General features: G+C 47.3%; 17 protein-coding genes, 2 pseudogenes and 2 riboswitches. Of the genes and pseudogenes, 3 read left to right on the top strand and 16 right to left on the bottom strand.

Going from position 1 to position 22,073, the window contains the following annotated elements; genetic code table 11:
• Positions 1-2: 2 nt before the first annotated feature.
• The 6 genes from L693_RS0104855 to L693_RS0104830 all read right to left on the bottom strand — a co-directional run bounded on the left by L693_RS0104855 (position 3) and on the right by L693_RS0104830 (position 5,340).
• Entirely contained in the window at positions 3-833 is an 831-nt protein-coding gene (locus L693_RS0104855) for a PP2C family protein-serine/threonine phosphatase (RefSeq protein ID WP_025716306.1), read from the bottom strand.
• 36 nt (positions 834-869) lie between these two features.
• A complete protein-coding gene (locus tag L693_RS0104850) occupies positions 870-1,397 on the bottom strand; it encodes an FHA domain-containing protein (protein ID WP_025716305.1) in 528 nt (175 codons plus the stop codon).
• 68 nt (positions 1,398-1,465) lie between these two features.
• Positions 1,466-2,014, bottom strand: a complete 549-nt coding sequence (locus tag L693_RS0104845; RefSeq protein ID WP_025716304.1) for an FHA domain-containing protein — start codon at positions 2,012-2,014, stop codon at positions 1,466-1,468.
• Positions 2,015-2,046: 32 nt separating this feature from the next.
• A complete protein-coding gene (locus L693_RS0104840) occupies positions 2,047-2,496 on the bottom strand; it encodes a DnaJ domain-containing protein (RefSeq protein WP_025716303.1) in 450 nt (149 codons plus the stop codon).
• 130 nt (positions 2,497-2,626) lie between these two features.
• On the bottom strand, positions 2,627-3,052 hold the full coding sequence (locus L693_RS0104835) for a hypothetical protein (RefSeq protein ID WP_025716302.1): 426 nt from the start codon (positions 3,050-3,052) through the stop codon (positions 2,627-2,629).
• A gap of 119 nt (positions 3,053-3,171) precedes the next feature.
• Complete coding sequence (locus tag L693_RS0104830) at positions 3,172-5,340, bottom strand: hypothetical protein (RefSeq protein ID WP_025716301.1); 2,169 nt, start codon at positions 5,338-5,340, stop codon at positions 3,172-3,174.
• Between the two features lie 638 nt (positions 5,341-5,978).
• Here L693_RS0104830 and L693_RS0104825 point away from each other — a divergent pair.
• On the top strand, positions 5,979-8,069 hold the full coding sequence (locus L693_RS0104825) for a VWA domain-containing protein (RefSeq protein ID WP_025716300.1): 2,091 nt from the start codon (positions 5,979-5,981) through the stop codon (positions 8,067-8,069).
• A gap of 42 nt (positions 8,070-8,111) precedes the next feature.
• Here the strand turns inward: L693_RS0104825 and L693_RS0104820 are convergent, their stop codons facing one another.
• The 10 genes and pseudogenes from L693_RS0104820 to gcvH form a co-directional block, all read right to left on the bottom strand.
• On the bottom strand, positions 8,112-9,023 hold the full coding sequence (locus tag L693_RS0104820) for a serine/threonine protein kinase (RefSeq protein ID WP_025716299.1): 912 nt from the start codon (positions 9,021-9,023) through the stop codon (positions 8,112-8,114).
• 177 nt (positions 9,024-9,200) lie between these two features.
• Positions 9,201-10,466 (bottom strand): L-lactate MFS transporter, encoded by a 1,266-nt coding sequence (locus L693_RS0104815; RefSeq protein WP_025716298.1) that lies wholly within the window; start codon positions 10,464-10,466, stop codon positions 9,201-9,203.
• A 192-nt stretch (positions 10,467-10,658) separates the two neighbouring features.
• Entirely contained in the window at positions 10,659-11,423 is a 765-nt protein-coding gene (locus tag L693_RS0104810) for a LytR/AlgR family response regulator transcription factor (protein ID WP_025716297.1), read from the bottom strand.
• A complete protein-coding gene (locus L693_RS0104805; RefSeq protein WP_025716296.1) occupies positions 11,420-13,081 on the bottom strand; it encodes a sensor histidine kinase in 1,662 nt (553 codons plus the stop codon). Before L693_RS0104805 ends, L693_RS0104810 begins: the two co-directional genes overlap by 4 nt.
• Before the next feature lie 259 nt (positions 13,082-13,340).
• Entirely contained in the window at positions 13,341-14,510 is a 1,170-nt protein-coding gene (locus L693_RS0104800) for a methyl-accepting chemotaxis protein (RefSeq protein ID WP_231503525.1), read from the bottom strand.
• Between the two features lie 115 nt (positions 14,511-14,625).
• Positions 14,626-14,838 carry a hypothetical protein gene (locus L693_RS31030; protein ID WP_231503524.1) on the bottom strand — a complete coding sequence of 71 codons (213 nt, stop codon included), beginning with the start codon at positions 14,836-14,838 and terminating at the stop codon, positions 14,626-14,628.
• 251 nt (positions 14,839-15,089) lie between these two features.
• On the bottom strand, positions 15,090-15,731 hold the full coding sequence (locus L693_RS0104795) for a 50S ribosomal protein L25 (RefSeq protein WP_025716295.1): 642 nt from the start codon (positions 15,729-15,731) through the stop codon (positions 15,090-15,092).
• Positions 15,732-15,930: 199 nt separating this feature from the next.
• The gene (pulA, locus tag L693_RS0104790; RefSeq protein ID WP_025716294.1) at positions 15,931-18,417 is read right to left on the bottom strand and encodes a type I pullulanase; all 2,487 of its coding nucleotides are present in this window, start codon (positions 18,415-18,417) and stop codon (positions 15,931-15,933) included.
• Positions 18,418-18,723: 306 nt separating this feature from the next.
• Positions 18,724-18,997: pseudogene (locus tag L693_RS28825) on the bottom strand (PTS mannitol transporter subunit IIBC); the annotation flags it as partial.
• Between the two features lie 381 nt (positions 18,998-19,378).
• Entirely contained in the window at positions 19,379-19,777 is a 399-nt protein-coding gene (gene gcvH, locus L693_RS0104780; protein WP_025716292.1) for a glycine cleavage system protein GcvH, read from the bottom strand.
• A 301-nt stretch (positions 19,778-20,078) separates the two neighbouring features.
• Positions 20,079-20,264: riboswitch (glycine riboswitch) on the top strand.
• A riboswitch (glycine riboswitch) is annotated at positions 20,265-20,360 on the top strand.
• Positions 20,361-20,439: 79 nt separating this feature from the next.
• Between gcvH and gcvT the strand changes: the two genes are divergently transcribed.
• A complete protein-coding gene (gene gcvT, locus L693_RS0104775; RefSeq protein WP_025716291.1) occupies positions 20,440-21,540 on the top strand; it encodes a glycine cleavage system aminomethyltransferase GcvT in 1,101 nt (366 codons plus the stop codon).
• 126 nt (positions 21,541-21,666) lie between these two features.
• Positions 21,667-22,073: pseudogene (locus L693_RS27655) on the top strand (glycine dehydrogenase); the annotation flags it as partial.

Below are 22,073 nucleotides of genomic sequence, written 5' to 3'. Positions count from 1 at the left end.
TTTCATCCTATCGCCAAAATAAGTACTGTCGCGTTATCCTGGCTTTTAAAGCCTTTATCATGAATGGTGTCGATCATGGTTTCCGCCATTTCCTGCGGTGTGCCACCTTTACGCATGATCTCTTCGAGTTCAATCTCCGTCAACGCCTCCTGGATGCCATCGCTGCACAGCAGCACATAATCGCCCGAATACAGACGAATCGGTGTAGTACCAAGCTCCATGCTCTCAAAGCCTTCATAGCCCAAATAGTTGACCAGTTGATTGCGTACAGGGCTCGTTTTGGCTTCCTCCGAGGTCATTTGTCCGGCCAGCACGCGTTCCTCCAGCAGGGTTTCCGCTGTATGCTTGGAATTGACCGTCTGGAAATGTCCATTGCGGTAAATCGTAATCAGACTGTCGCCCACCGCTCCATAATACAGCCGATAGCCACATACAATGACTGCCGCCAGCGTCGTTCCTCCGCCCTGCCCATTTAAATTTTGCAAAATGCTGCGGTTGCTTTGGCTTGCCGCCCCGGCAAAATACTCATTCAGATTCGATGCATCCTCCAGCTTGGCAAACGCCTTCGTAAACGTCGTCACAGCTAATGTACTGGACATGCGTCCATTGGCTAGTCCGCTGATCCCATCTGCGACCACAGCCAGCGTACCGACAGGTGTCGTCATACTTGCAAAATAATCATCCTGCTCGCTTCGACTCCCAATCGTTTGACCATTCCCGATCTCAATTCCACTCACAGTACGGCTGCCGGAACTTCGTGTCAGTCGTATACGGATGATGAGAAGAACAGCGAATAGCACCGCAGCTCCACATACAACAAAATAAGGCTGCATTCCGTTACCTCCCTGCACCATTTGCCCACTTCCGTCCTATTTTTCGTTATCCCACTCAAAATGGGCGCCGCACAGCGGGATAAAGATAAATTTGCTGTGTCCCAACTGAATCACGTCATAAGCAGCCAGCTCTGCTGGTGAATATACCGCTTCATTATTGTGGTATGCCAAGCCTGACGAATCGCCTGGCAGCAAAAAGAAGTTGCGCTTCTTCGGATCATACACAATCACCGCATGATTCCTGCGGGAAATCGTGTTGTCCCCGATAATACGGACATGCATTTCCTCTGCTCGTCCGATAAAGTTTTTCTCTGCCATGATGCGATAATCCTGACCCACCTGCGCTCCCTCGATGCATACCAGCCATCCGGTTACCGGGTGAATCCCTACCGTCTCGCCCAAATACGGCATTGTTTTGTCATTGTCTCCCGCAGCATCGGTTCTCACCGCTGGCTCCACGCTCTTGGGCGCGGCTATATTTACTACCGTATTGCAATAAGGACACGTATTTCCATGCTTTCGTGTACTGAACATGTGTCCATTCGGGCATCTTGTCAAACTCATAGTCGGTTCCTTCCCCCATTGTCATGATTGTCTTTTTGAGCGATCTAGGGATGTTGCAACATCCCTATCTATTTAATGAGCAGCCTCGTATTGGCGATGTATAATAAATCACCCGAGTAGATTCGGTAAGGCTCGCCGCTCTCCAGTTTGTTGGTTACACTTTCATTGGCAGGCCGCAAACCTGTTCCGTTCCCGGAATCCACATCCTCCACAAACCAGTCGCTGTTCACCCGGTTGAGCACCGCATGCTCCACGCTGATCAGGGATGCGTAGTCTGTATCTGCCAGATCAATATCCGCCTCTGAGCGGGACGTTGTTTTGCCGATCAAGAGCGACGTTTCACCTTCGATATACCATTCTTTAATGGACTCGCCTTCTTCATCAATCAGCACCAGCTTGGCAATCCGATTACGCTCTGCCTTAGGCTTTGCCACGGGTACAACGGTCACCAGATTGCGCAGTATGTATACAAGCACGCCGATTCCAATACCTATCGCGACCACGGTTTTCAAACCGCTGTAGCCTGTACGATTAAACACATAAAAGGCGATCGCCAGCATCAGCCCGAACATGGCAACATCTATGATGAAAACCCATCTGTTCTGCGCCGTTTTCACTGCTTGCTTCCCCCGTTTCCATCCTGAAATCATCACTTTTTACGAATACCAAAAAACTGGTTAAACATCGCCGAAGTATCCGTCGGATCACCTGATTTTTTCGTGTTTTTCCCAGGTGAGCCCTCCTTCGTTTTCGGATGAAAACCGAAAAACTCCTCAAAATTACTTCCTATGTCAGCCGGATTAAATCCTTTGGCTGTCTTACGCGCACCTCCGGAAGCTGCAGCTCCTCTTCCTCTCTCTTGCTGCTGTCCGCCAGCTCCCTCAGTTTTTCGGATGAGCTCGGCATCGTATGCCTGCCGCAATGCTTCGTCACGCAAGGTATTATAAGCCTCGTGAATCAGCTTGAACTTGCGCGTTGCTTCCTCGCTTCCCTGGTTGGTATCGGGATGATACTTTTTCGCCAGTTTGCGGTAAGCCTGCTTAATCTCTGTCTCCGAAGCATCCCGGCCGACACCGAGCAGCTCATAGTAGTTGGTCATGGTATGATTTTCCCCTCTCCGAAAAAAATAAATATTAAGAGACCCGCAGGCCTCTTAATATTTATCCACCCTGCACCTAAGCACAGGGTGAGTGTGTGTTCAAGCTGCGCCTGACGTTAAGCCGTCAAGCTTAAACCGGATATCCGCCGTCGATTGTAGCCAGCTCGGTTTTGTCTTTCTTTTGTTTGATGTAAAGTGTAAACGCACCCACACCTTCTGTGTCGCCGAAGTGCTCTGTGTAGTCAACAACGAACGCATTCGGGAAGTAGATTTTACGCACTACTTGATCAGCTGCAATCACTTCCAGTGTTACTTTACGGTAGCTGTCTGCTTTTTCAGCAGGAACCAGGGACCACAAAGCCAGTTTCAGCGTGTCATCTGCGCTGTCACCGTCTACTGCTGTGATGATTTTACCGCTGATGCGCAGCGTAGAGCCTACGTCAGTGGAGCGTGCATTGGAATCGTCCGGTGTATCGGTGTCATAAATAACCGTTTGGATGTTATCCAAGCCCAGCTCGATTGTTTCTTGTCCTTCTACTTTCAATCTGAATCCCATGTGTGTTGCCTCCTTGAAATTAGGTAATATGATGGCGGGAGAAGCAGAGCTTCTCCGCGATTTATGTATAAAGGCGGTTCTGGATAGAAACGCCTCTAACATCTTTCGTAGCGCTCGGATCATGATTTAACCGAGCTGGTTCCCTTAGTGATCATGACTTCCAGGTTCTTCACGTTACCGTTGAAGACCAGGTCGATATGGCACATATTGCTTTTCTCATCAATAATGAAGCTCATATCGTCTCCGTCCTGAATGATCGAGTTAACAGATCCTCTGCTGCCCAGCCACTTGCTCTTCTGACTGCTCGGATTGTTACTGAAGAAGCGGACGATATTTTCGTGCTTGAAGTCTCCTGTCTGGTAGCGCAAAATACGTTCAATGTACGTGCTGACCAGCGTCTTGTAGATGGAGTCAAAGCCGTCCTCGGACATTGCCATGCTTCTCGCCTTGTAGACGGTAATACGGCGGATATCCTTATCCTGAAGCTGAGCATTCTCGGACGAGAATACAAAACCGAAGTTTTTACGGTTAATGGCATCCTTGATCGTGTTGGTGAACCCGGTGATTTCCTTGGCCATCGTTGTCACGGTGCGCAGACTGTTGTCTCCGGCTTCAATGTCGAAGCGCACGCCAGGGTAGTTTTTGTTGACCGTTTTGAAGGTTTCGCGCAGGTACTCCGGACATTGATAAGCAGCGACCAGACCGGCGGCAACGTAGGCTGCGCCCACATAAACGCCCTCGATCCACAGCTTGAGAATATCCTCTTTTTCCTTGGAGAGCTGTACACCGCTTTCGGTCTGCAGCATTTTGCTGTCGATAATGACACCCGATTTGTCCTTTGGAATAATCGTGAAGTTCGGTACACAAGGAATGGCAAATTCGCTGTATTCTCTGCGAACGAGCGTAGAGCACTTGTCGATATATTTGTCAATCCCGGCCGTAGCCATGCTGTTGAAGGTCGTTTCTTCACCAGATTCAAAATTAAAGAACATTTGAATTTTGTAATCCTTCACAACCTGCAGCAGCATCGAAAGAGATTCCATGGAATTTCCGCCCTGCTTGACCACCTTCTCGTTGCCCTTGAAGCGTTCACGTGTAACCTTAACCTTACCGGCTGCTTCCAGCTCGATAGATGGTACGATACCGAACCAGATCGTGTCGCTAAATTCATTTTTAGCATTCACCGTGTTCAGGTACGTTTCCAGACGCGGGATGTTGCTGCTTTTCACCAGCATGTCCAGCTTGTTGTTCGCCACCAGCATCGTCGGCAGCATTCCCTTGCTCTTGGTTGCATATTGATCAAAGAACATTTTCACACCAAGGATTTTTTCCACAAGCGGCTTGACAGCCTTCACGAAATCGTCCTTCGCATTTTTATAAAACTCCAGATACGTGTTGTAGTTTTGCACTTCAACTGCTGTATCCACCTTGGTCTGAACAGCTGGCAGCGGTACAAATGTACGAACCACCAAATCCTTCACATAATCTGAAGGCGTATCTGTAATGGAGTTGTAATCTTCCTCGAATACCTGTGACAGATCGCCGGTGCTGTTTTCATCCAGCAGCATCAGCTCGGTGCTTTCGCTCTTCGGCGCTTCGATGATTTTCAGTTCGCCGCTTTCTCCAATAGAGAGCATACCCACCTGGATCAGTTCACCGGAATTTTCCTCTTGAGCGCCACCGAGCAAAAGACGGGTTTTAATATCTTCAATTGCCAGTGGCAGCATAGCCATAACATTGTTGTAGTTCTGACTCGCTTCCTCGAACATCCCATTCAGCTTGTCGCCCATGTCGAGTTTCTTCGGATCGCCATCATCCAGCTTGTCGTATTCACCGTACATATAGTGAATTTCTTTGCGGACTTGACGAATATCATCCATAACCTTTTTCGGAGAAATCATATCCAGCAGATTTTCAAACTTGAAATCCACATTGGTGATTCCTTGACTGCGTTTGGTATCAATGAGTGTAAACAACATTTTCAGAAAATCATTGCTTTGATTAATACGAATTTCAGAAATGCTATCCTCGTCGATCCCGTCTGGCTTTTTCAGGGTATAGACGACTTTTTGGTTAGCTGCATTAAAAAACGAATATACGGTCGGTGAAAACTTATCTAAAAATTCGTCAAAGCTGCGCACCAGAAGGTGCTCATTAATTTCCTTGATCTTCTCGTCACTCAAGCTGTCAATCCCTTTCACATCACCTACAATTGTGATCAGGTCCAGCTTTTCCGGGTTAATTTCTTCAAAAAGCATTGTCCGGTTCGTTTGATAAATGATTTCCATCGCTGTCGGCAAACAAATAATGTGTGAGTATAGGTCTATGGCTCCATACGCGGACACAGGGTGTCCAATTCAGAGTAGACGAATGCCCATGATTAGTTCATTTGCCTCCTCCCCCCTACATAACATTCAAATTGGCCAAAGGATTCGGCTTATACCGTATTCATGGTATAGGCATGTAACCTCGAAAATCAGTCCGAAGCGTGATTTAACGTTTAACAGCAAAAAATTCCAAATGAGATTTAATCTTAAAATGAGAAGTCAGGTAACACAGAATTTTAAATTGTTGATTTCGCATTCCTAACTTCAATCCCATTTTTTTCCGCTGATACGAAAGCTATCATACAAAGTACTCTTTAGTTTTGTCAATTTCTGTAGTCTCAGATTGAAACAGGGTATTTTGGCTCATTTTATGCGTGAATACGTAATTTTTATGATATGTTAGACCTGTTTCTACAGGGAAATATTCACAAATGTAACTGAATTGCCGATAGAAATCCATTGGATATTTCTGATAAGCGTAAAAGTATCAAATTCATGGCTAATGTGAGGGTTAACAGCTATTTTGATTCTTTATCCCTTATATCCCAAGGATTAGGAGAGTCGGCACACCCACATTGGCCTCGTCGACGGAGGGGCTTATGTTCAGAATAAGGAAACTAGGGATTATCATTTTCATGACTTTTGTACTATTTTTTCAAATGAGCTTAAACGGGGTCATTTGCACTGTAAATCAGGCTAATGCAGCATCTTTGGGGACTGCTCCGATTGAGGGTTACGATGCTGTTTTTGTATTGGACACCAGCTATTCCATGAGGGACACCGATCCCGAGGGTATTGCCGCCGAAGTCATCAGTATGTTTATGGACTTGAGTGATGCAGACCGTACACGCGTTGGCTTTGTCGCCTACAACCATCACGTAGTCGCTTCCAAGTCCCTGACCTCAATTGCCGTAGCAGCGCAAAAATCCCAAATTCAGCAGGAAATCAGAACGCTAAACCGTTCCGGTTATACGGATCTGGGACTTGGATTGCGTAAAGGCTCGGAGCTGCTGGCCGCAGGAGCATCCAAGGGACGTCAGCCTTTTATGATCCTGCTATCCGATGGTGAGACTGATTTTGGTGCCTCCTCCGGTTCCCGAACGAAAGGGGATTCCAATAACGATGTGGCTTCGGTCATCAAATCCGCACAGACCAAGGGATATCCGGTGTATACGATTGGTCTGAATCATGACGGTACAGTGAATCGGCAGGAGCTGGAGCGGATTGCTTCTCAAACGGGAGGAGCTTCTTTTATTACAAGCAGTGCCGAGGATCTGCCGGAAATTTTGAATCGCATTTTCGCCAGTCAAATTCGTTCCAAGCTCGTACCTGTTGCTGCCATTACGACCACTGGCGAGATGCAGGAATTAACAGTCAACCTGCCGGATTCCAGTATGGAGGAAGCGAATTTGGTGCTTCTGTCCGAGCATCCTCTTCAGGAAACACAGCTGTATTCCAATTCTGAAAATGTTCGCAGGTATAAGTCGAGCCGATATGCGATTTTAAAAATTGAGCATCCACAGGCAGGTAAAGTAAAGCTGAAACTGCGGGGGATACGCGGAGATTTGGTCAAAATCAATTTGCTCGGCAGCTATAGACTGGAAGCCGAAGCTATTATGGGAGGAAAACAAGGAGCCGCAACGAATGGCAACAAGCCAGTGCAGCTACCTAAAGGCCAGGCCACACCATTTCAGGCTCAGCTTCTGTTACCGGACGGTGAAAAGCTTACAGATGAAGCTGTATATACGTCTCTTCAAGCGCATATTATAGTTACCCCTGTTCAGGGTGGCACAGCCAAAAGGGTGCCTATGACCTATAAAGACGGAGCATTTCATGCCGAATATGCGTTCCCTCAAGCCGGAGATTATACTTGGCAGCTCGCTCTGGACAGCCCACAATGGTATCGTAATGGAACTGTACATAAGGTCCACGCGGCCAATGCAGCACCGCAGGTATTAAAGGACCTGACGATTCGCGTCGTGAAAGAAGATGGAGATTCCCGTCGAAGTTTATCGGATTTCTTTGCTGATCCGAATCATGACAAGCTAACCTACAAGCTGGTTACGGGAGCCTCTGGGGATGCGGCCCATGCCGAGATTAACGGTAGTGATCTGCTGCTATCCGAGCTTCACACAGGAGACTCTGAGCTGAAGATTACCGCTACTGATCCTGAAGGAGCATCCAGCAGTGCTACGCTGACCATTTCCGTACAGTCCCGGTATACCGCCATTAAATGGACGGTAGCCATCAGTATCGTGGTAGCCGCTCTTCTGTATTGGTTTTTACGGCCTAAGCCACAATTTGCAGGAAGAATCGAAGGATATTTTCTCGCAACGGCCAGTGGTCTGGAGATTCCGGTCAAATCTTGGCCGCTCACCTCCTTTCCGGGTCGAAAGGTTAGCCTGCAAGAATTGTTCCGTACGCTGGACGTCCACGAACCGCTGCCAGAGGCGGAGCGAATCCTGTTTTCCGCAGGTAAAAAAGGCAGTCTGGTTGTCAAACATGATACACGCTGCGCCCTGCAGCACGGAAAAGTCAGATTGACCCGCAACAAAAAAGCGGTCATGGAGTACGGTGACAAGCTGTATATTACGTTCGAGGACGGTGTAACTGAAATCGAACTGCGCTACAAAGCGATCAAGCCGAATACCTCGGTGTATACTGATCATATTCAAGCTCCGACAGGATAGCAGCGGTCGGAAAACAAAAAAAGGAAGCATCGTCCCTTACGATTAACGAATCGTAAGGGTGCGGTGCTTCCCTTTTTTTATCCAATATTCCGCACGCAGTGCGGCTTTAAACCATCTGAGTGAGCGACAACGCTTGTTAGCCTGTACCTCCAGACCACGCCGAATCACATACGGCAGCAGGGAAATCCCTGCATTTTCGATCCGAATCCGGTCGGTCCGAGCTGCAAACAGCCTGCCCGGCACATCCGGTGGAGGTGAGCCTTTTCGGCAATAATACAGCGTGGCGGCCAAGCTATAGATATCCGATACAGGTCCCTGCTGCGAACGGTTAGAATAAAACTCCAGCGGAGAGTAGCCTGCCGTGGTGAAGATCGGATGCTCCTTGCCTTCAAAATGCACAGCTGAACCGAAATCAAGCAGCTTGATGCTGCCATTTTCCCCAATCATAATATTGCCAGGCTTAATATCCCGGTGAATAATGCCCTTATCGTGAATATACTCCATGGCATCAATTAAAGACAGCAACGCCTGGTACATAAAAGCAGGATCAGACATGAGCGCAGACTCTTCTTTCATTACCCTATCCAGCGTCTTGCCTGCACAGTATTCCATGACTAGATAGGCAGTTCCGTTTTCCTCAAAGTGATCTATATAACCGACAATCCCCGGATGACTTAACTCCTTGAGCATTTGTCCTTCACGCAAAAAATAATGCATAAACTCCACATATTTGGATTGCATAGACGCACCGCAGGTTACCGTTTTTCGATCCGATCCCCGCAGGGCCAGCGCACTCGGAAAAAACTCCTTCACAATCACCTTTTCCCGATTATCCAACAGCCTTGCCGTATACACGATGGCCAGCTCACTGCGGGACAAGGCGCTTCGAATTTGGTATGTATTTCGCAGCTTCGTATTGCGGGCAAGCAGATTCCCGCTTGTATCCACGATCATGACTCGTCCTCCTGTCAGGTTCTTAGCTTATGTCTTTTGTATATACCGGCTTATTACACGTCTTATTATTATACCGTAAAATAGATTGATAGAAAAACAAAAGACCTGAATTCATTCCTCTGAGAAATGAATTCAGGTCTTTTGGCATTCATCTGGTCCTTTTTTCTCAAACCCCTATTAACCCAGCTTTGTTTCGGGCTTCATGCCGCGCAAGGTATGAGGATGTTTCTTGTGTTGGCTGCGCAAATTGCCTTGATCCGGTTTGCTTTGATCCGGAGTACGAATCGTCAGCGCAATCAGGAATGATACGACACACAGCACCGCAATGGTGGTAAAGGTCGGGATAAAGCCGCCAAGCAAGGCTGCGATAAAAGATCCCGCCAGTGCACCGAGGCCAAAGCCCTGATACACAATACCATAGTTTTTACTTTGATTTTTCAGGCCGAAGAAATCAGCCACAATGGCTGGAAAAACGGTAATGTTGCCGCCGAAGCAGAAAGCAATTCCTGCAACACAAGCAAAGAACAAACCATAATTCAACGGTACCAGACTAAGCACTGTAACCGCGACCGCTGTTGCCAGCAACGCACCCGCTACCACTTTCAGACGACCGACCTTATCCGATAATGCACCTAGTATGATCCGACCTGCTGTGTTGAAAATGGCGACCATTGCGACCGCATTAGCGGCAGTTGCTACATCTAGCCCCGCCATCCGTACGCCGATATCCTTGACGACTCCGATCAGGTACAATCCACTCATACAAGCAGTAAAGAACATCACGAACAGCAGATATGCCTGCTTGGTGCGCAGCATCTCTTTCACGGTGTAATCTCGCTGCGGCATACCCGCATTTTGTACCGAAGGCTTATTCACAACTACAGCCTCACGTACCAAGAAGGAACCGCCCACAATCATGATGAATACGATCATACCCCAATACAGAAATGCCTGCGATACGCCAACGGATTGAATCAGCGAACCGTTAATATATTTGAATATCAGACTGCCTGTTCCGTATGCCCCAACCGAAATACCGGAAATAAGTCCTTTTTTCTCAGGAAACCATTTGATCAAATTCGACAGTGATGTAATATATGCCGTACCGTCCGCAAAGCCTACGACAACCCCCGCCAAAATGTACAGCAGGGACAGGGAAGTTACCTGCGAGCTGAGCATTAACCCGGCTCCTAACACAACGCCTGCACATAATATCAGACGACGCAGTCCCCATTTATCCTGCAGCTTACCTGCAAACAATGTAGCAAATGCCAGCGCAAAGCTGGTAATCGAAAAGGTAATGGCGACCGAGCTAAGGTTCCAGCCAAAGCGGTCCACCAGCGGTTGATTAAACAAGCTCCAAGTGTAAATCGTTCCAAGTCCCATCTGGACAATAATCGTTCCAAGCACGACCAGCAGGCGATTTCCGCTGTTTGTTTTCATATAAATCTCCTCTTTTCATTCCGGCTCTTATAGCGTCAATTTGTCATCATGATAACCGGGAATCCGGTACACACCTGCGCCATTGAAGGAGCAAGTCTGTAAGGATTCTCTCTACATGGATCATTATAACGTCGTATGTTGGCCAGAATTCATTTGAGGAATGAAATGCACATATAGCGGAATGAAATGCCTCTATAGTCGCATAATTTGCCGAAATTCCTTGGCCTTGCTTCGACTTACCGGAATCTCCGCTTCGAGGCCGCGCAAGCGCAGGAGATACGTATGATTGAACCAGGGCACAATTTCACGAATCTGCGACAGATTCACCGTGTAGGAACGGTGACAACGGAAAAAGTCCTGCTGCGGCAAGCGGGCATGAAATTCCGAGATGCTCATCGGCATCGTATATTCCTCATGCCTTGTAAATACGCGGGTTACTTTTTCCTGTGCACACGCATAGTAAATATCGCTCGCATCGGTCACAATAATGTTGTCGTTTTTCAGCAGATTAATGCGGCCCGAAGCGCTGACTGTACTTGTTTCAGCAGCTCGAGGCTGTGCAGGTGGGGCCGTATCTAGTGATTGGGCATTCCGCTGCTCATAGGCATTTTCCAGCTTGCGCAGCATGGCGGCGATCCGTTTTTCATCATACGGCTTGAGAATGTAGTCGAATGCCTCCAGTTCAAAGGCCTGTGCCGCATGTTCTTTATAGGCGGTGGTAAAAATAATATAAGGCTTTTTGGCAAATTTGCTAATATTCTGAGCCAGCAGCATCCCGTCCAGCGAGGGAATATTTATATCCAGAAAAATGGCGTCCGTCTCCTGCTCCTGCAAAAACCGGAATACATCCAGTCCGTCCTCGAAGCTATTCGTCACCTCAATGCTGCTATGCGTCTGAATAAGATACTCCAGCTCTTCGCGCGCCGGAATTTCGTCTTCTACAATTATGGCCTTCATGACTTCTCCTTTGGTATGTCAAAATAAACTTCGGTACCCGGCTCATGCTTGAGAATAATAACTCCTTCCCCATACATAAGCTTGAGTCGTCTGTGCACATTGTACAAGCCTATTTGTTTGGCCGGAACCTGGTCATGATACAGATTATCCACAACTTCATCGCGTATACCCACCCCGGTATCTGCCACAGAAATCCGTACCTTTGCTCCCCGATCCTTTACGGAAATCGTAACTGTACCCGGCCCCTTTTTCTTCAATATCCCATGATTAATCGCATTTTCAACCAAGGGCTGGATAATCAGGCTTGGAATCTGCACAGACACCTCATCCATCACATATTCGACCTGAAGCCGATTACCGAAGCGCGCTTTTTCAATTTCCACATAGTCAGAGACCTGCTGAAGCTCCTTATGAATTTCGATCAGATCATCATTGAGCTCCAAATTATAACGCAGATAGCCCGACAAATTAATGATCAGCTCTCGCGCCTTATCCGGCTTGGTGCGTGTAGTCGAGGCAATCGCGTTCAGTGCGTTGAACAAAAAATGAGGATTGATTTTGGTCTGCAATGCCTTCAATTCGGCTTTGTTCGCGGCTTCTTTAATTTGCTCCACACGCGACACTTCCATTAACGTGGAAATGATTTGAGACAAACCAATCGCCATTGTCTGCAACGGATACGTGATTTTATAGGCTTTACGGTAATAAATTTTCAGGGTTCCGGTTACTTCCCCCCGTTCCTCTAACGGGATAATGAGCAGAGATTGAATTTGAGGCGTTTTATCATCTGCTATATGGTTGCGAATCGTGATTTTACCGCTGCGGATCGTCGATTTGGTCACATCGCTAATGATTTCGTCACCAATGTGATAACGTTCCTCACCAAAACCAACATAGGCCAGTACATTTCGAGTATCCGTAATCGCAACCGCATCTGCCTTGATATCCTCTTTTATGATTGAACAAATCGTATGCAGGGATTCCGCATTAATAGAACGAAAATAAGGCAACGTCTTGTTGGCAATATCCAGAGCGAGCTTGGCCTGTCTGGCCGCGATATTTTCCTTTTCTCCCTCGACACTCTGGATCAGCAAAACGATTAAGCCGATACTGACTTCCCCGATAATCATTGGCAGTCCGATCTTGGAAACGATATCCAGACCCAGCTCATACGGTTGTGCCATCACCAGAATCAGCAGCATCGTTAATGCTTCACAAATCATTCCTGCGGCAATGCCGACCAGCCATCTCTTGGAACGCTTAACCCGACGACCAATGTATCCAGATCCCACACCTGCCAGAATACTGGTAATCAGACATGGAATCGAGGTCACTCCCCCGATATCAATCAGATAACGGTGGATTCCTGATACAACACCTGTAATGATCCCAACCCACGGTCCAAACAAAATACCGCCCGCCATAATCGCAATGATACGAACATTCACGAGCGAGCCCTCGACTTCAATTCCGGTGTACGTGCCGAACAATGCAAACATACAAAAAATTAACGTTAGCAAAGTCAGCTCGCCCGGAGAATGGCTGTTCTTTTGCAAGGTTTCCTTAAACCGCGGGATACGGGTGATAAAAAATAAACAAATCAGCAATAACGCTGCGCGCTCAAATAGCTGCATCAGCATTTCTAACAAGGCATTCACAAGCGTTCCTCCCAAATAAAAACGGATATGCCTACATTATTAAACCCACTACTCACATAATCCAATATTGATGATGCTATTCCTGGCACATATGCTTGCTTTCCCGCCAATCGGGTATGTAAATCACATCATAATGTGAAACGATCGACAACTGCCACAAATTATACCATCAACTTCCAAGTAAATGTAGCAAAACCGGGGATTACCGCCTGATCACGATACTCCCCGGCTTAATTAGCCCTATAATGCTGTTTTTCGATTACTTGCTTGTGCTGGCTCCAGTAGGACTACCGGCTTCATTCTTTTCCTCTACCAGCTCTTTTAATTGCACGATCAGGGTCTCCAGTTCAGTAAATCCAGCCACCATGTTGGAGGTTATGCTTCGTTGCTCCTCTACCCCGGCCAAAATTTGCTCTGACGCTGCGCTCGCTTGTTCCGTTACACTTGCAAATTCCGTCATCTCTTGAACGACCTGGGATGAAAATTGCTGCATACTGTGCGTGCTGGCTTCCACATCCACGGCCTGAAGCAGCACTTTGTTGGCATTTTGCAGGATATCCTCCAATACTGCCTCGGTGGAATGAGCCGACTCCATACTTTGCTGCAATCGCTGCTGCCCAATATCAAACTGGCTTACGACAGAAACCATCTGTGTTCTCAGTTGGGTCAAAATACCTTCCATCGCCACCGAGGTGTCCCCTACCATTTCAGCCAAATGACGCACCTCGCCAGCCACGATCGCGAAGCCTTTGCCATGCTCTCCTGCTCTGGCAGCTTCAATTGATGCGTTCAAGGACAGCAAATTAGTCTGCTTTGAAATTCGAGTAATATCGTTAAGCATGGCAGACATGTTATCACTTTGTGTTCTAAACTCATCCAATTCCTCTTTGGTACGGCTCATGACCTGACTCAAATCCGTAATTTGAGACGTTAATGCAAGTAGTTGACCGCTCCCTTTTCCCCCGGCATTTTTTGTATCTTCCGATAGTCGCTTCAGTTCCCGGGAATGATCGGCAACATCACGGACATGCTGGTCAGATTTGGACAAGTTATCCGTTACCTCCGTGATGTTGGAAGCTTGCATCTCTACTCCTTTGGCAACCTCCTGAAAACCGATGGCCACTTCATTCGTCACATGGCCCGTAGCATCCACCTGATTTCTAAATCGCTCAGTAAAGCTGTGCAATCCGGCCACCGCTTGTCTAACCTGCTCAAACAGAAACTCAATACGCTGCCTTGTCGCATTGATATCTTTATTTTGCTCTTCACTTTTCTGAAACTGCTTTTGATTCAGCACCGAAACCACTAACAGCAGTATAGCAATTAATAGAACAACAAAAAATTCATTAACATAGCGTAATAAACCAGTAACACGAGGATCTGGCGGCGTACCGATTGTGATTTGCACAAAAATATTACATAAATTCAAGGTCATAGCTACCAGAAAATAACGGTAAGAGGGGTAAAGCAAAACTAAGGAGCAAATTAGGATGGTGGTAACCACATCTACACTCGATAAATTCAAATATATACAAATCAATACGCTAAAAAACGTAGTAATCCACGGAATAACACGAAATACCTTTCTTTTTCACATTCAGGATCGTCAAAGTTACAGCGACCGCCAAGCCCACACCATTAGATATCCACATCGAGGGGTTAGTTAATGCCGGGACAACTCCGCTTAAAGCCATGATCCAAAAAATAATGATCACCAATTTGTTTCTTTGCCACAACAATTCATTCGTTCTGTCCATAATTGTGTACGCGCTCCTTAGATGAAGATTAGGTATTTTATAAAATAAAAATGTACATGTCTACTATGTATATCGTCATATCAGAACGCGTATTGAATGATGAATCTATAACAATCTAATCTCCCTCTAACTACCAAATCATAAAAGGACAACGCAAAAAATCGCCCCCTAGCAGAGAGCGACTTTACATCTACTTAGGAATGACCGTTTCTGATTGAAAGCTGGTCATATACTCGTAACTGGTCACAACACTATGCTTCCTTGTTTTCTGAAGTCTCTCCGGCGCCTTCCGTTGCCGCCGCATCACCTTCCACAGCAGCATTTTCTACTTCAGCCGCACGTGAGACAATGATAGAAGCAAGCAGCTCCTCTCCAGGAACGTGGAGTGTTACTCCTTTTGGAAGCTTCAAATCGCTTGCGCTGACCTTGTCACCAACCTCCAGTGCGGATACATCGACCTCAATGGTAGATGGCAAATCGGCGGGAAGCCCCTCGACTTCGACTTCCGTTTCCTGCACTTGCAAAATACCACCCTTTTTTGTACCTGCAGGGGTTCCTTGATAATCAATAGAGACACGCACGCGAAGCGGCTTGTTTTTGGAAATTTTCAAAAAATCGGCATGCAGCCAATGGTTATCACGTTGTTGATAATCTTTAATGATGACCGGAATCGTTTCTTTACCTTCTATTGTGAGATTAAATACTTCTGAACGTCCGGTTCTGACAACTCTATTAAATTCCTTGGCATCGACATGTACAGGAATTCCTTCAAGCTCAGAGCCGTAAACCACAGCTGGAATCCGTCCTTTTGACCTCAATCCACGAATGGCCGAACCCTTCTTCTCTGTTCTCGGCTGGGCGGTTAGTTGAATACTTCCTCCATTAGAACTCATGATATACAACCTCCTTCAGGTTATCTTACCCATGATTTTCTCCAAGAATCTTGCCTGCTAAACAAGTCCATAATTCTATTTTACCCCTTTTTTCTGTAACTGACACACGTTTGCATAAAAAAATAGCATTTCTCGAAATCATCGAAAAATGCTATATCAATGCTATTTTAGAGTATCCGAGGCAGCTTAGCCATAAAACTTAGCCCGCCCGGTTATCGTTTACCAGTAGCAAATATTCTTCTCGGCCACTATGAATCAATACCTGCATCACAGACCGGGTCGGGTCTACTTCAATATACCGATCTGCCTCAATATCCTTGGCATCCCAATGATTGAGCCGAACAATGTAGCCGATTCGCTGTACATTAAGGGCCACCTGAATACGCGCTACCGCACGACCATCCTCCAATTCGTGTAATTCTACATGCCCGTCCCGGCACCCAGTCCCCCATACCCATACATTCCAGCCGGAATACTGCCGATCTGTACGCTCATAGATCAATTCAATCGTGCGAAAAGAAGCAGTTTCGCCTTTTGCGATTTCCTGATCCATTTTCTTATACGAACCTTCCTCTCCATTCTCCACCTTCCCGGTATCCTGATCCTGTTCAGTCGAAGAGGAGACTTGAGCTGGTTCCTCCTGATCATACAGCACCATCATTGACCAGCGCGAAACAGTCACACGATGGCCTGCTACTTCATATCGTATCTCGTTTCCGGCTCCATGTGCATCCACGACGACATGCCAGCGGTCCGATTCTGCAGGCAGTAAGACCGTTTGCTCCGTATCCGAACCGTTATAAATGACCACAATATGATTCCAGGCGTCCCCGTTAGCATGATGCCTCAGCGCAAAAGCAACCACACGTCCGCTGCTGTGCAGCACCTCCATATGCTGCTCCACCAACTCACGATGATCCATCCGGAACGCCGGGTGACTGCGCCGCAAAGCGATTAACCCTTGATAGTAGTCAAACACGGGGCGAAACCTTGCTTTGTTGGCCCAACGTATGGCATTCACCGCATCCGCGCTGCGATAGCTGTTATGATCCCCGTATTTGGAGCGCAGCAGTTCATCACCTGCATGGATAAAAGGAATGCCCTGGGAGGTCAGCACTATGCCGTTTGCCAGTAAGGACTTTCGTACGGTTTCATCCTCCAGCAAGTCTGTTACATCCACTTCCCGATACGGATCGGCTTCAGCAACCGCTTGCTCGGCTTTCCTCCCATCTTTGGGTTTTCCCTGCTCCCATTGCGGAAAACCGCAGTACTCCCGTAAGCCTCTCACGGTTATAATTTTATCCCACAGATTGAGATTATCATGCGCTGTCACATAATTAATGCTTTCCGAAGGGTGGGCTGTAAAATCATGAATAGCGCCAAAAGCGCCTTTAAGCACCTGTTCTTCCTGATTCCATGCTCCCGTAGCAAAGCCGCTCCCGGTACCGTCGCTATCCCCCTTAATAGCAGAGCGGTAGTTGTCGTTAAAAACGGCAAAGCCCTTGTCACGCTGCGTTCCTTTTAACGTAAGCAAAGGCTGCGGGGACTCTCCCCCCGTCCAAGGCTCACCATAGATCAGCAGATCAGGACGCACCTCAGCGCGCAGCTCTTGTGTAAACTGCTCCACCGTTGGTGTATCCATCAGCCCCATCAAATCAAAGCGAAAGCCGTCTATATGATATTCCTTAGCCCAATAGCGCAGCGAATCCTTGATATACTTGCGAACCATTGGACGTTCGGTTGCCACCTCATTACCTACACCTGACCCGTTGGTAAGCTGTCCCTGCTCATCTGTTCGGTAATAATAACCGGGTACGACAGGCTCAAACGGTCCCTTTTCCACCGAATAAGTATGGTTGTACACGACGTCCAGAATGACACCGATGCCTGCAGAATGCAAAGACTGCACCAGTTGCTTCAGCTCACGTATACGTGCCTCCGGATCAGCCGGATTTGAAGAATACGATCCCTCCGGTACATTATAGTGCTGTGGATCATAGCCCCAATTATATTCGGTTTCGAGTTCCGCCAAATCATTCACCGTATGGAAATCAGCGACCGGGAGCAAATGAACATGTGTAATGCCCAGCTCCAGCAAATGATCCAGCCCGATGCTGTTGCCCGCTCCATCCTTTAAACCCGAATACGTGAAGGCCGCAAACCTCCCCTTTACGGCAGACAGGTCTTTTTCACTCGCATTAAAATGTCTATCCATTGAAAAATCACGTACATGAAGCTCATAGATAACGGCATCCGTGGCCCGCTCAAGTGTAGGACCCATGTCCTCTTCCCATCCGTCCGGGTTGGTTTGCGCCAAATCAATGATCACCGTACGCTGCCCGTTGGCTGACACCGCTGTCGCGTAAGGGTCAGCGACATAATGAACGGTGCTGTCCGCCCACTCCAGCCTGTACATGTAATAATGGCCGTTCCAGTCGCCTTCCAGCGCTATGGACCATACACCTCGATCATCACGGCTCATCAGAAATTCCCGACCGCCGCCATGCTCCTGAACGATCCCTTCCTGATCGTACACCCCCGCGTCGTCATACAACGCCACATGCACCTGCTGCGCAGTTGGCGCCCACACCTTAAACAGACTGCCCGCAGATGTATAAGTAAGCCCCAAATCATAGCCTTCATATGTGGGATATGTTGTGTGCTCAAGCTGTTTGAAATCAGACATTCCTGTTCACCACCCATTTCTGTACATCGGCTTTCGCCTCTGTTCATCCATCATTTATGATGTTTATGACTTGTCAATATACCTCAGGCTTTAAGCAAAATTCTCACCTCATAGGCTATCAAAATATGACAAGTTTGAAAAGTCGGATGATTTTCAATACGGATGCTGCTTCCATTTCACACGCACACTCCATTTTATGACAAAACCATGAACAGGCTACAGCATTCGCCCTCAAGGCATGGCAATATTCCCTTGATCTTATCTCAGGACAGTCTGCGTTTATCCATTTGAAAAATATCAACGGCAAGCCGCCGATCACACCTCCACGCTGTCCGTGAATCATGGTGCCGCCTGTGTAACCAATCAGCAGCGGAAGCAAATAATTTTTCATCAGATCAACCAGCTGGGCAAAACCCTCGTTCGGGAACCATCCGGTCGGAATAAAGAGTGCCGTGATCAACCCCCACGCGATAAAGGCCCCCATATTGGGCATAACCATCCCGCTGAGAAAACGGCCAAAACGTTGTACGGCGACGCGAGCGCCTCCGTTTGAATTGGACTTTGCGTCCATTGTGCTCATATTCATATCCTCCTTATGAGTAACTAGCATCACTACCTTTGCTCAAAATTTATACTAAATGACAGCGCTATCTTCATCAACGAAATGAAAACGTACTTTCGTCATGAACGTTGATGACAACATTTAAATTTAAAATAACCATGAAGATAATATACCTGCATAATTCTTCTTAATATGGCCTGTAACTATAGAAATTAGTCGGAATACCATGCTCTCAACTGTACAATTCTGATACGGGGACAATCCTCTAAAAAGGGGAAAACACGTAATTACGCTTGCCTAAAAAGACAAAAAAATAGCCGCAATGTCAAATCATCGCGACTATTTTATACAAAAACGAGCGGACAAACGACGCTATAATTCCATACTACATTGCACTATTCATGACTCATCGGCAGTCAATTTCTTGTACTCATCGGCAGTCAATAGCTTGCCCAAAGCTTCCTCCACATCGCTACCGATCTCCACCTCGATCATCCAGCCTTTTTCATAAGGAGATTCGTTCACCAGCTCTGGCGTGCTTTCCAGCGCTTCATTTAACCTCAAAACAGTTCCCGTCACTGGAGCAAAAAGATCGGATACCGTCTTTACCGATTCAATTGTACCAACCTCTGCTCCCTGAGCAATCGCTGCTCCCTCCGCAGGTAATTCGACAAAAACAATATCACCCAGTTGATGCTGTGCAAAGTCTGTAATACCCATCCGTACTGTTCCAGCTTCTGTGCGCTCAACCCACTCATGTTCCTCCGTATACCAAAGCTGCTGTTTCACTTCACTCATCCTGTTCCGCCTCACTTCCAAATGAATTAGATCGCTTCTGCTCATTTATCTAGACAGGTTAAGATTATGATAATAAGAACACCCATGTCAATAATACTAACAAAAAAACTTCACATCACTTCATGTAGCGCTCTATATGAAAATATGATAAGGTATAACAAACGCTTACATATCCTTATTTATGCATAAAATGTTTTTCGGATTGATTTTCATGACATTTTTATTGACATTTTGAATGAATTTGCGTATTAATGGGTTATAACAAATGCTTTTGGAAACATCCCGACAACTGCAAACGCGGATGAACGCGGAGGGAGAGACTACCAAGATTCGCATAGCTGTTGCCACTTGCAGGACAGTGGTACACGCGAATCGGATCAAGTTGTTATCTGTATGACCTGGTAACAACAATGGTTTCCAAAGGTAGCGCCGAAGGAGTAAACCTGCACCAGGTGAATCTCTCAGGCAAAAGGACCTCTGCCGGACGCATCTCTGGAGAGCATTCGCCATGAAGCGGATCACCCAAGAGGAAACCTGGTACACGCCGGGGTAACTTTCAGGTATCAAGGACAGAGCTGAAAAAAGAGTATGGACCACTGTTCATACGTTTTTTTCGGCCTGTCTTTTTTGTTTAGCCGATCACACCGGATAGGAGTGGAAAAATGACTACCTTGCGCAAAACACCGCTGTATTCGTCATATGGGACGCTGCCCGGGGTCCGTTGTATTGACTTTGGAGGCTGGGAGCTTCCCGTACAGTTTAGCGGTATCCAAAAGGAGCATGAGGCCGTCCGGCAACATGCGGGGTTATTCGATGTATCGCATATGGGCGAGTTTTTGGTTGAAGGCAAAGAAGCCCAAGCTTTTCTGCAACGGGTAACGACGAACGATGTCAGCCAGTTGGAACCGGGCCAGGCCCAATACTCGCTCCTCTGTTACCCCGACGGGGGTGTGGTAGACGATCTGCTTGTTTACTGCAAAGGGCCGGAGCGTTACATGCTCGTTGTGAATGCCTCCAACATCGACAAGGATTGGGATTGGCTTATTCGCCACGTGCCTGCATCCGTTCAACTGGAAAATGTATCAGATGCTATCGCATTGCTGGCGTTGCAAGGTCCGGAAGCAGCACGTATTATCTCGGCTGTGACAGATCCGGACATAACAAATCTGGCCTCCTTCCGATTCCGTGAGAACGTGCAGCTGTTCGGAGTGAAAGCACTTGTCTCCCGCACCGGTTATACGGGGGAAGATGGTTTTGAAATGTATATACCTGCAGCGGAAGCTCCGGCTGTATGGGAAGGTTTGCTTCGTTCGGGTGAATCGTATGATCTGATTCCCGCCGGGCTTGGTGCCCGGGATACACTGCGCTTTGAGGCACGGCTGCCGCTGTACGGACAGGAGCTATCTGCTACGATTTCACCGCTTGAGGCTGGCTTAGGCTTTTTCGTCAAGCTGGGCAAGGGTGATTTTATCGGCAGAGAAGCGCTGCAACGCCAAAAAGAGCAAGGTATCCCTCGCAAGCTGATTGGACTGGAATTGCTGGATCGCGGTATCCCGCGCGCTCATTACCCGGTATTCGCGGAAGGACAGCAAATCGGCGAGGTTACAACGGGAACCCAGTCGCCAACCTTAAAGCGCAATTTGGGTCTGGCTCTGGTCGACAGCCGTTTTAGCGCTCTATCCACACCACTGGAGGTCGAGATCCGTGGCAAACGCCTGCGCGCCGAGGTGGTAGCAGCACCTTTTTATAAACGTTCACGTTGATTTAAGCACTCTTCATTTTTATATAGCGAACATGTCAGATATGAACTTCTGGATTTTCCAGTTCACGATTATTTATTAGCCAATTTATGATTTTAAATTTTGCTTTTTCGAAAGGAGCCAGAACCTATGAAGCAGCATCGCTATCTGCCCATGACCGAACAGGATCAAACCGAAATGCTGCGCGTGGTCGGCGTATCGTCCATTGACGATTTATTCAGTGATATTCCAGAGGATATCCGATATCAGGGCGAACTGCCCATGTCCTCTCGACTGGACGAAAGAGGCTTAACCCGCCATCTGGCCGAGCTGGCCGGGCATAATGCCAACACAGACACACATGCCAGCTTTCTTGGTGCAGGGATTTATGATCATCATATTCCCTCCGTCATTCAGCACATTACTTCGCGTTCGGAATTTTACACCGCCTACACTCCCTATCAGCCAGAGGTAAGCCAAGGCGAGCTGCAAGCCATCTTCGAATTTCAATCGTATATTTGCGAATTAACAGGCATGGCTGTAGCCAATGCCAGCAT

This window comes from Paenibacillus sp. 1-18 (assembly GCF_000520755.1).
GTDB lineage: Bacteria > Bacillota > Bacilli > Paenibacillales > Paenibacillaceae > Paenibacillus > Paenibacillus brasilensis.
This window is presented reverse-complemented; position numbering and strand designations above follow the sequence as displayed.

Excerpts from the sequence above, each read along its gene's own strand:
- L693_RS0104855 (WP_025716306.1), bottom strand. The coding sequence starts at position 833 with ATGCAGCCTTATTTTGTTGTATGTGGAGCTGCGGTGCTATTCGCTGTT.
- L693_RS0104850 (WP_025716305.1), bottom strand. The coding sequence starts at position 1,397 with ATGAGTTTGACAAGATGCCCGAATGGACACATGTTCAGTACACGAAAG.
- L693_RS0104840 (WP_025716303.1), bottom strand. The coding sequence starts at position 2,496 with ATGACCAACTACTATGAGCTGCTCGGTGTCGGCCGGGATGCTTCGGAG.
- L693_RS0104835 (WP_025716302.1), bottom strand. The coding sequence starts at position 3,052 with ATGGGATTCAGATTGAAAGTAGAAGGACAAGAAACAATCGAGCTGGGC.
- L693_RS0104830 (WP_025716301.1), bottom strand. The coding sequence starts at position 5,340 with ATGGAAATCATTTATCAAACGAACCGGACAATGCTTTTTGAAGAAATT.
- L693_RS0104825 (WP_025716300.1), top strand. The coding sequence starts at position 5,979 with ATGTTCAGAATAAGGAAACTAGGGATTATCATTTTCATGACTTTTGTA.
- L693_RS0104820 (WP_025716299.1), bottom strand. The coding sequence starts at position 9,023 with ATGATCGTGGATACAAGCGGGAATCTGCTTGCCCGCAATACGAAGCTG.
- L693_RS0104815 (WP_025716298.1), bottom strand. The coding sequence starts at position 10,466 with ATGAAAACAAACAGCGGAAATCGCCTGCTGGTCGTGCTTGGAACGATT.
- L693_RS0104810 (WP_025716297.1), bottom strand. The coding sequence starts at position 11,423 with ATGAAGGCCATAATTGTAGAAGACGAAATTCCGGCGCGCGAAGAGCTG.
- L693_RS31030 (WP_231503524.1), bottom strand. The coding sequence starts at position 14,838 with ATGGACAGAACGAATGAATTGTTGTGGCAAAGAAACAAATTGGTGATC.
- L693_RS0104795 (WP_025716295.1), bottom strand. The coding sequence starts at position 15,731 with ATGAGTTCTAATGGAGGAAGTATTCAACTAACCGCCCAGCCGAGAACA.
- pulA (WP_025716294.1), bottom strand. The coding sequence starts at position 18,417 with ATGTCTGATTTCAAACAGCTTGAGCACACAACATATCCCACATATGAA.
- gcvH (WP_025716292.1), bottom strand. The coding sequence starts at position 19,777 with ATGAGTGAAGTGAAACAGCAGCTTTGGTATACGGAGGAACATGAGTGG.
- gcvT (WP_025716291.1), top strand. The coding sequence starts at position 20,440 with ATGACTACCTTGCGCAAAACACCGCTGTATTCGTCATATGGGACGCTG.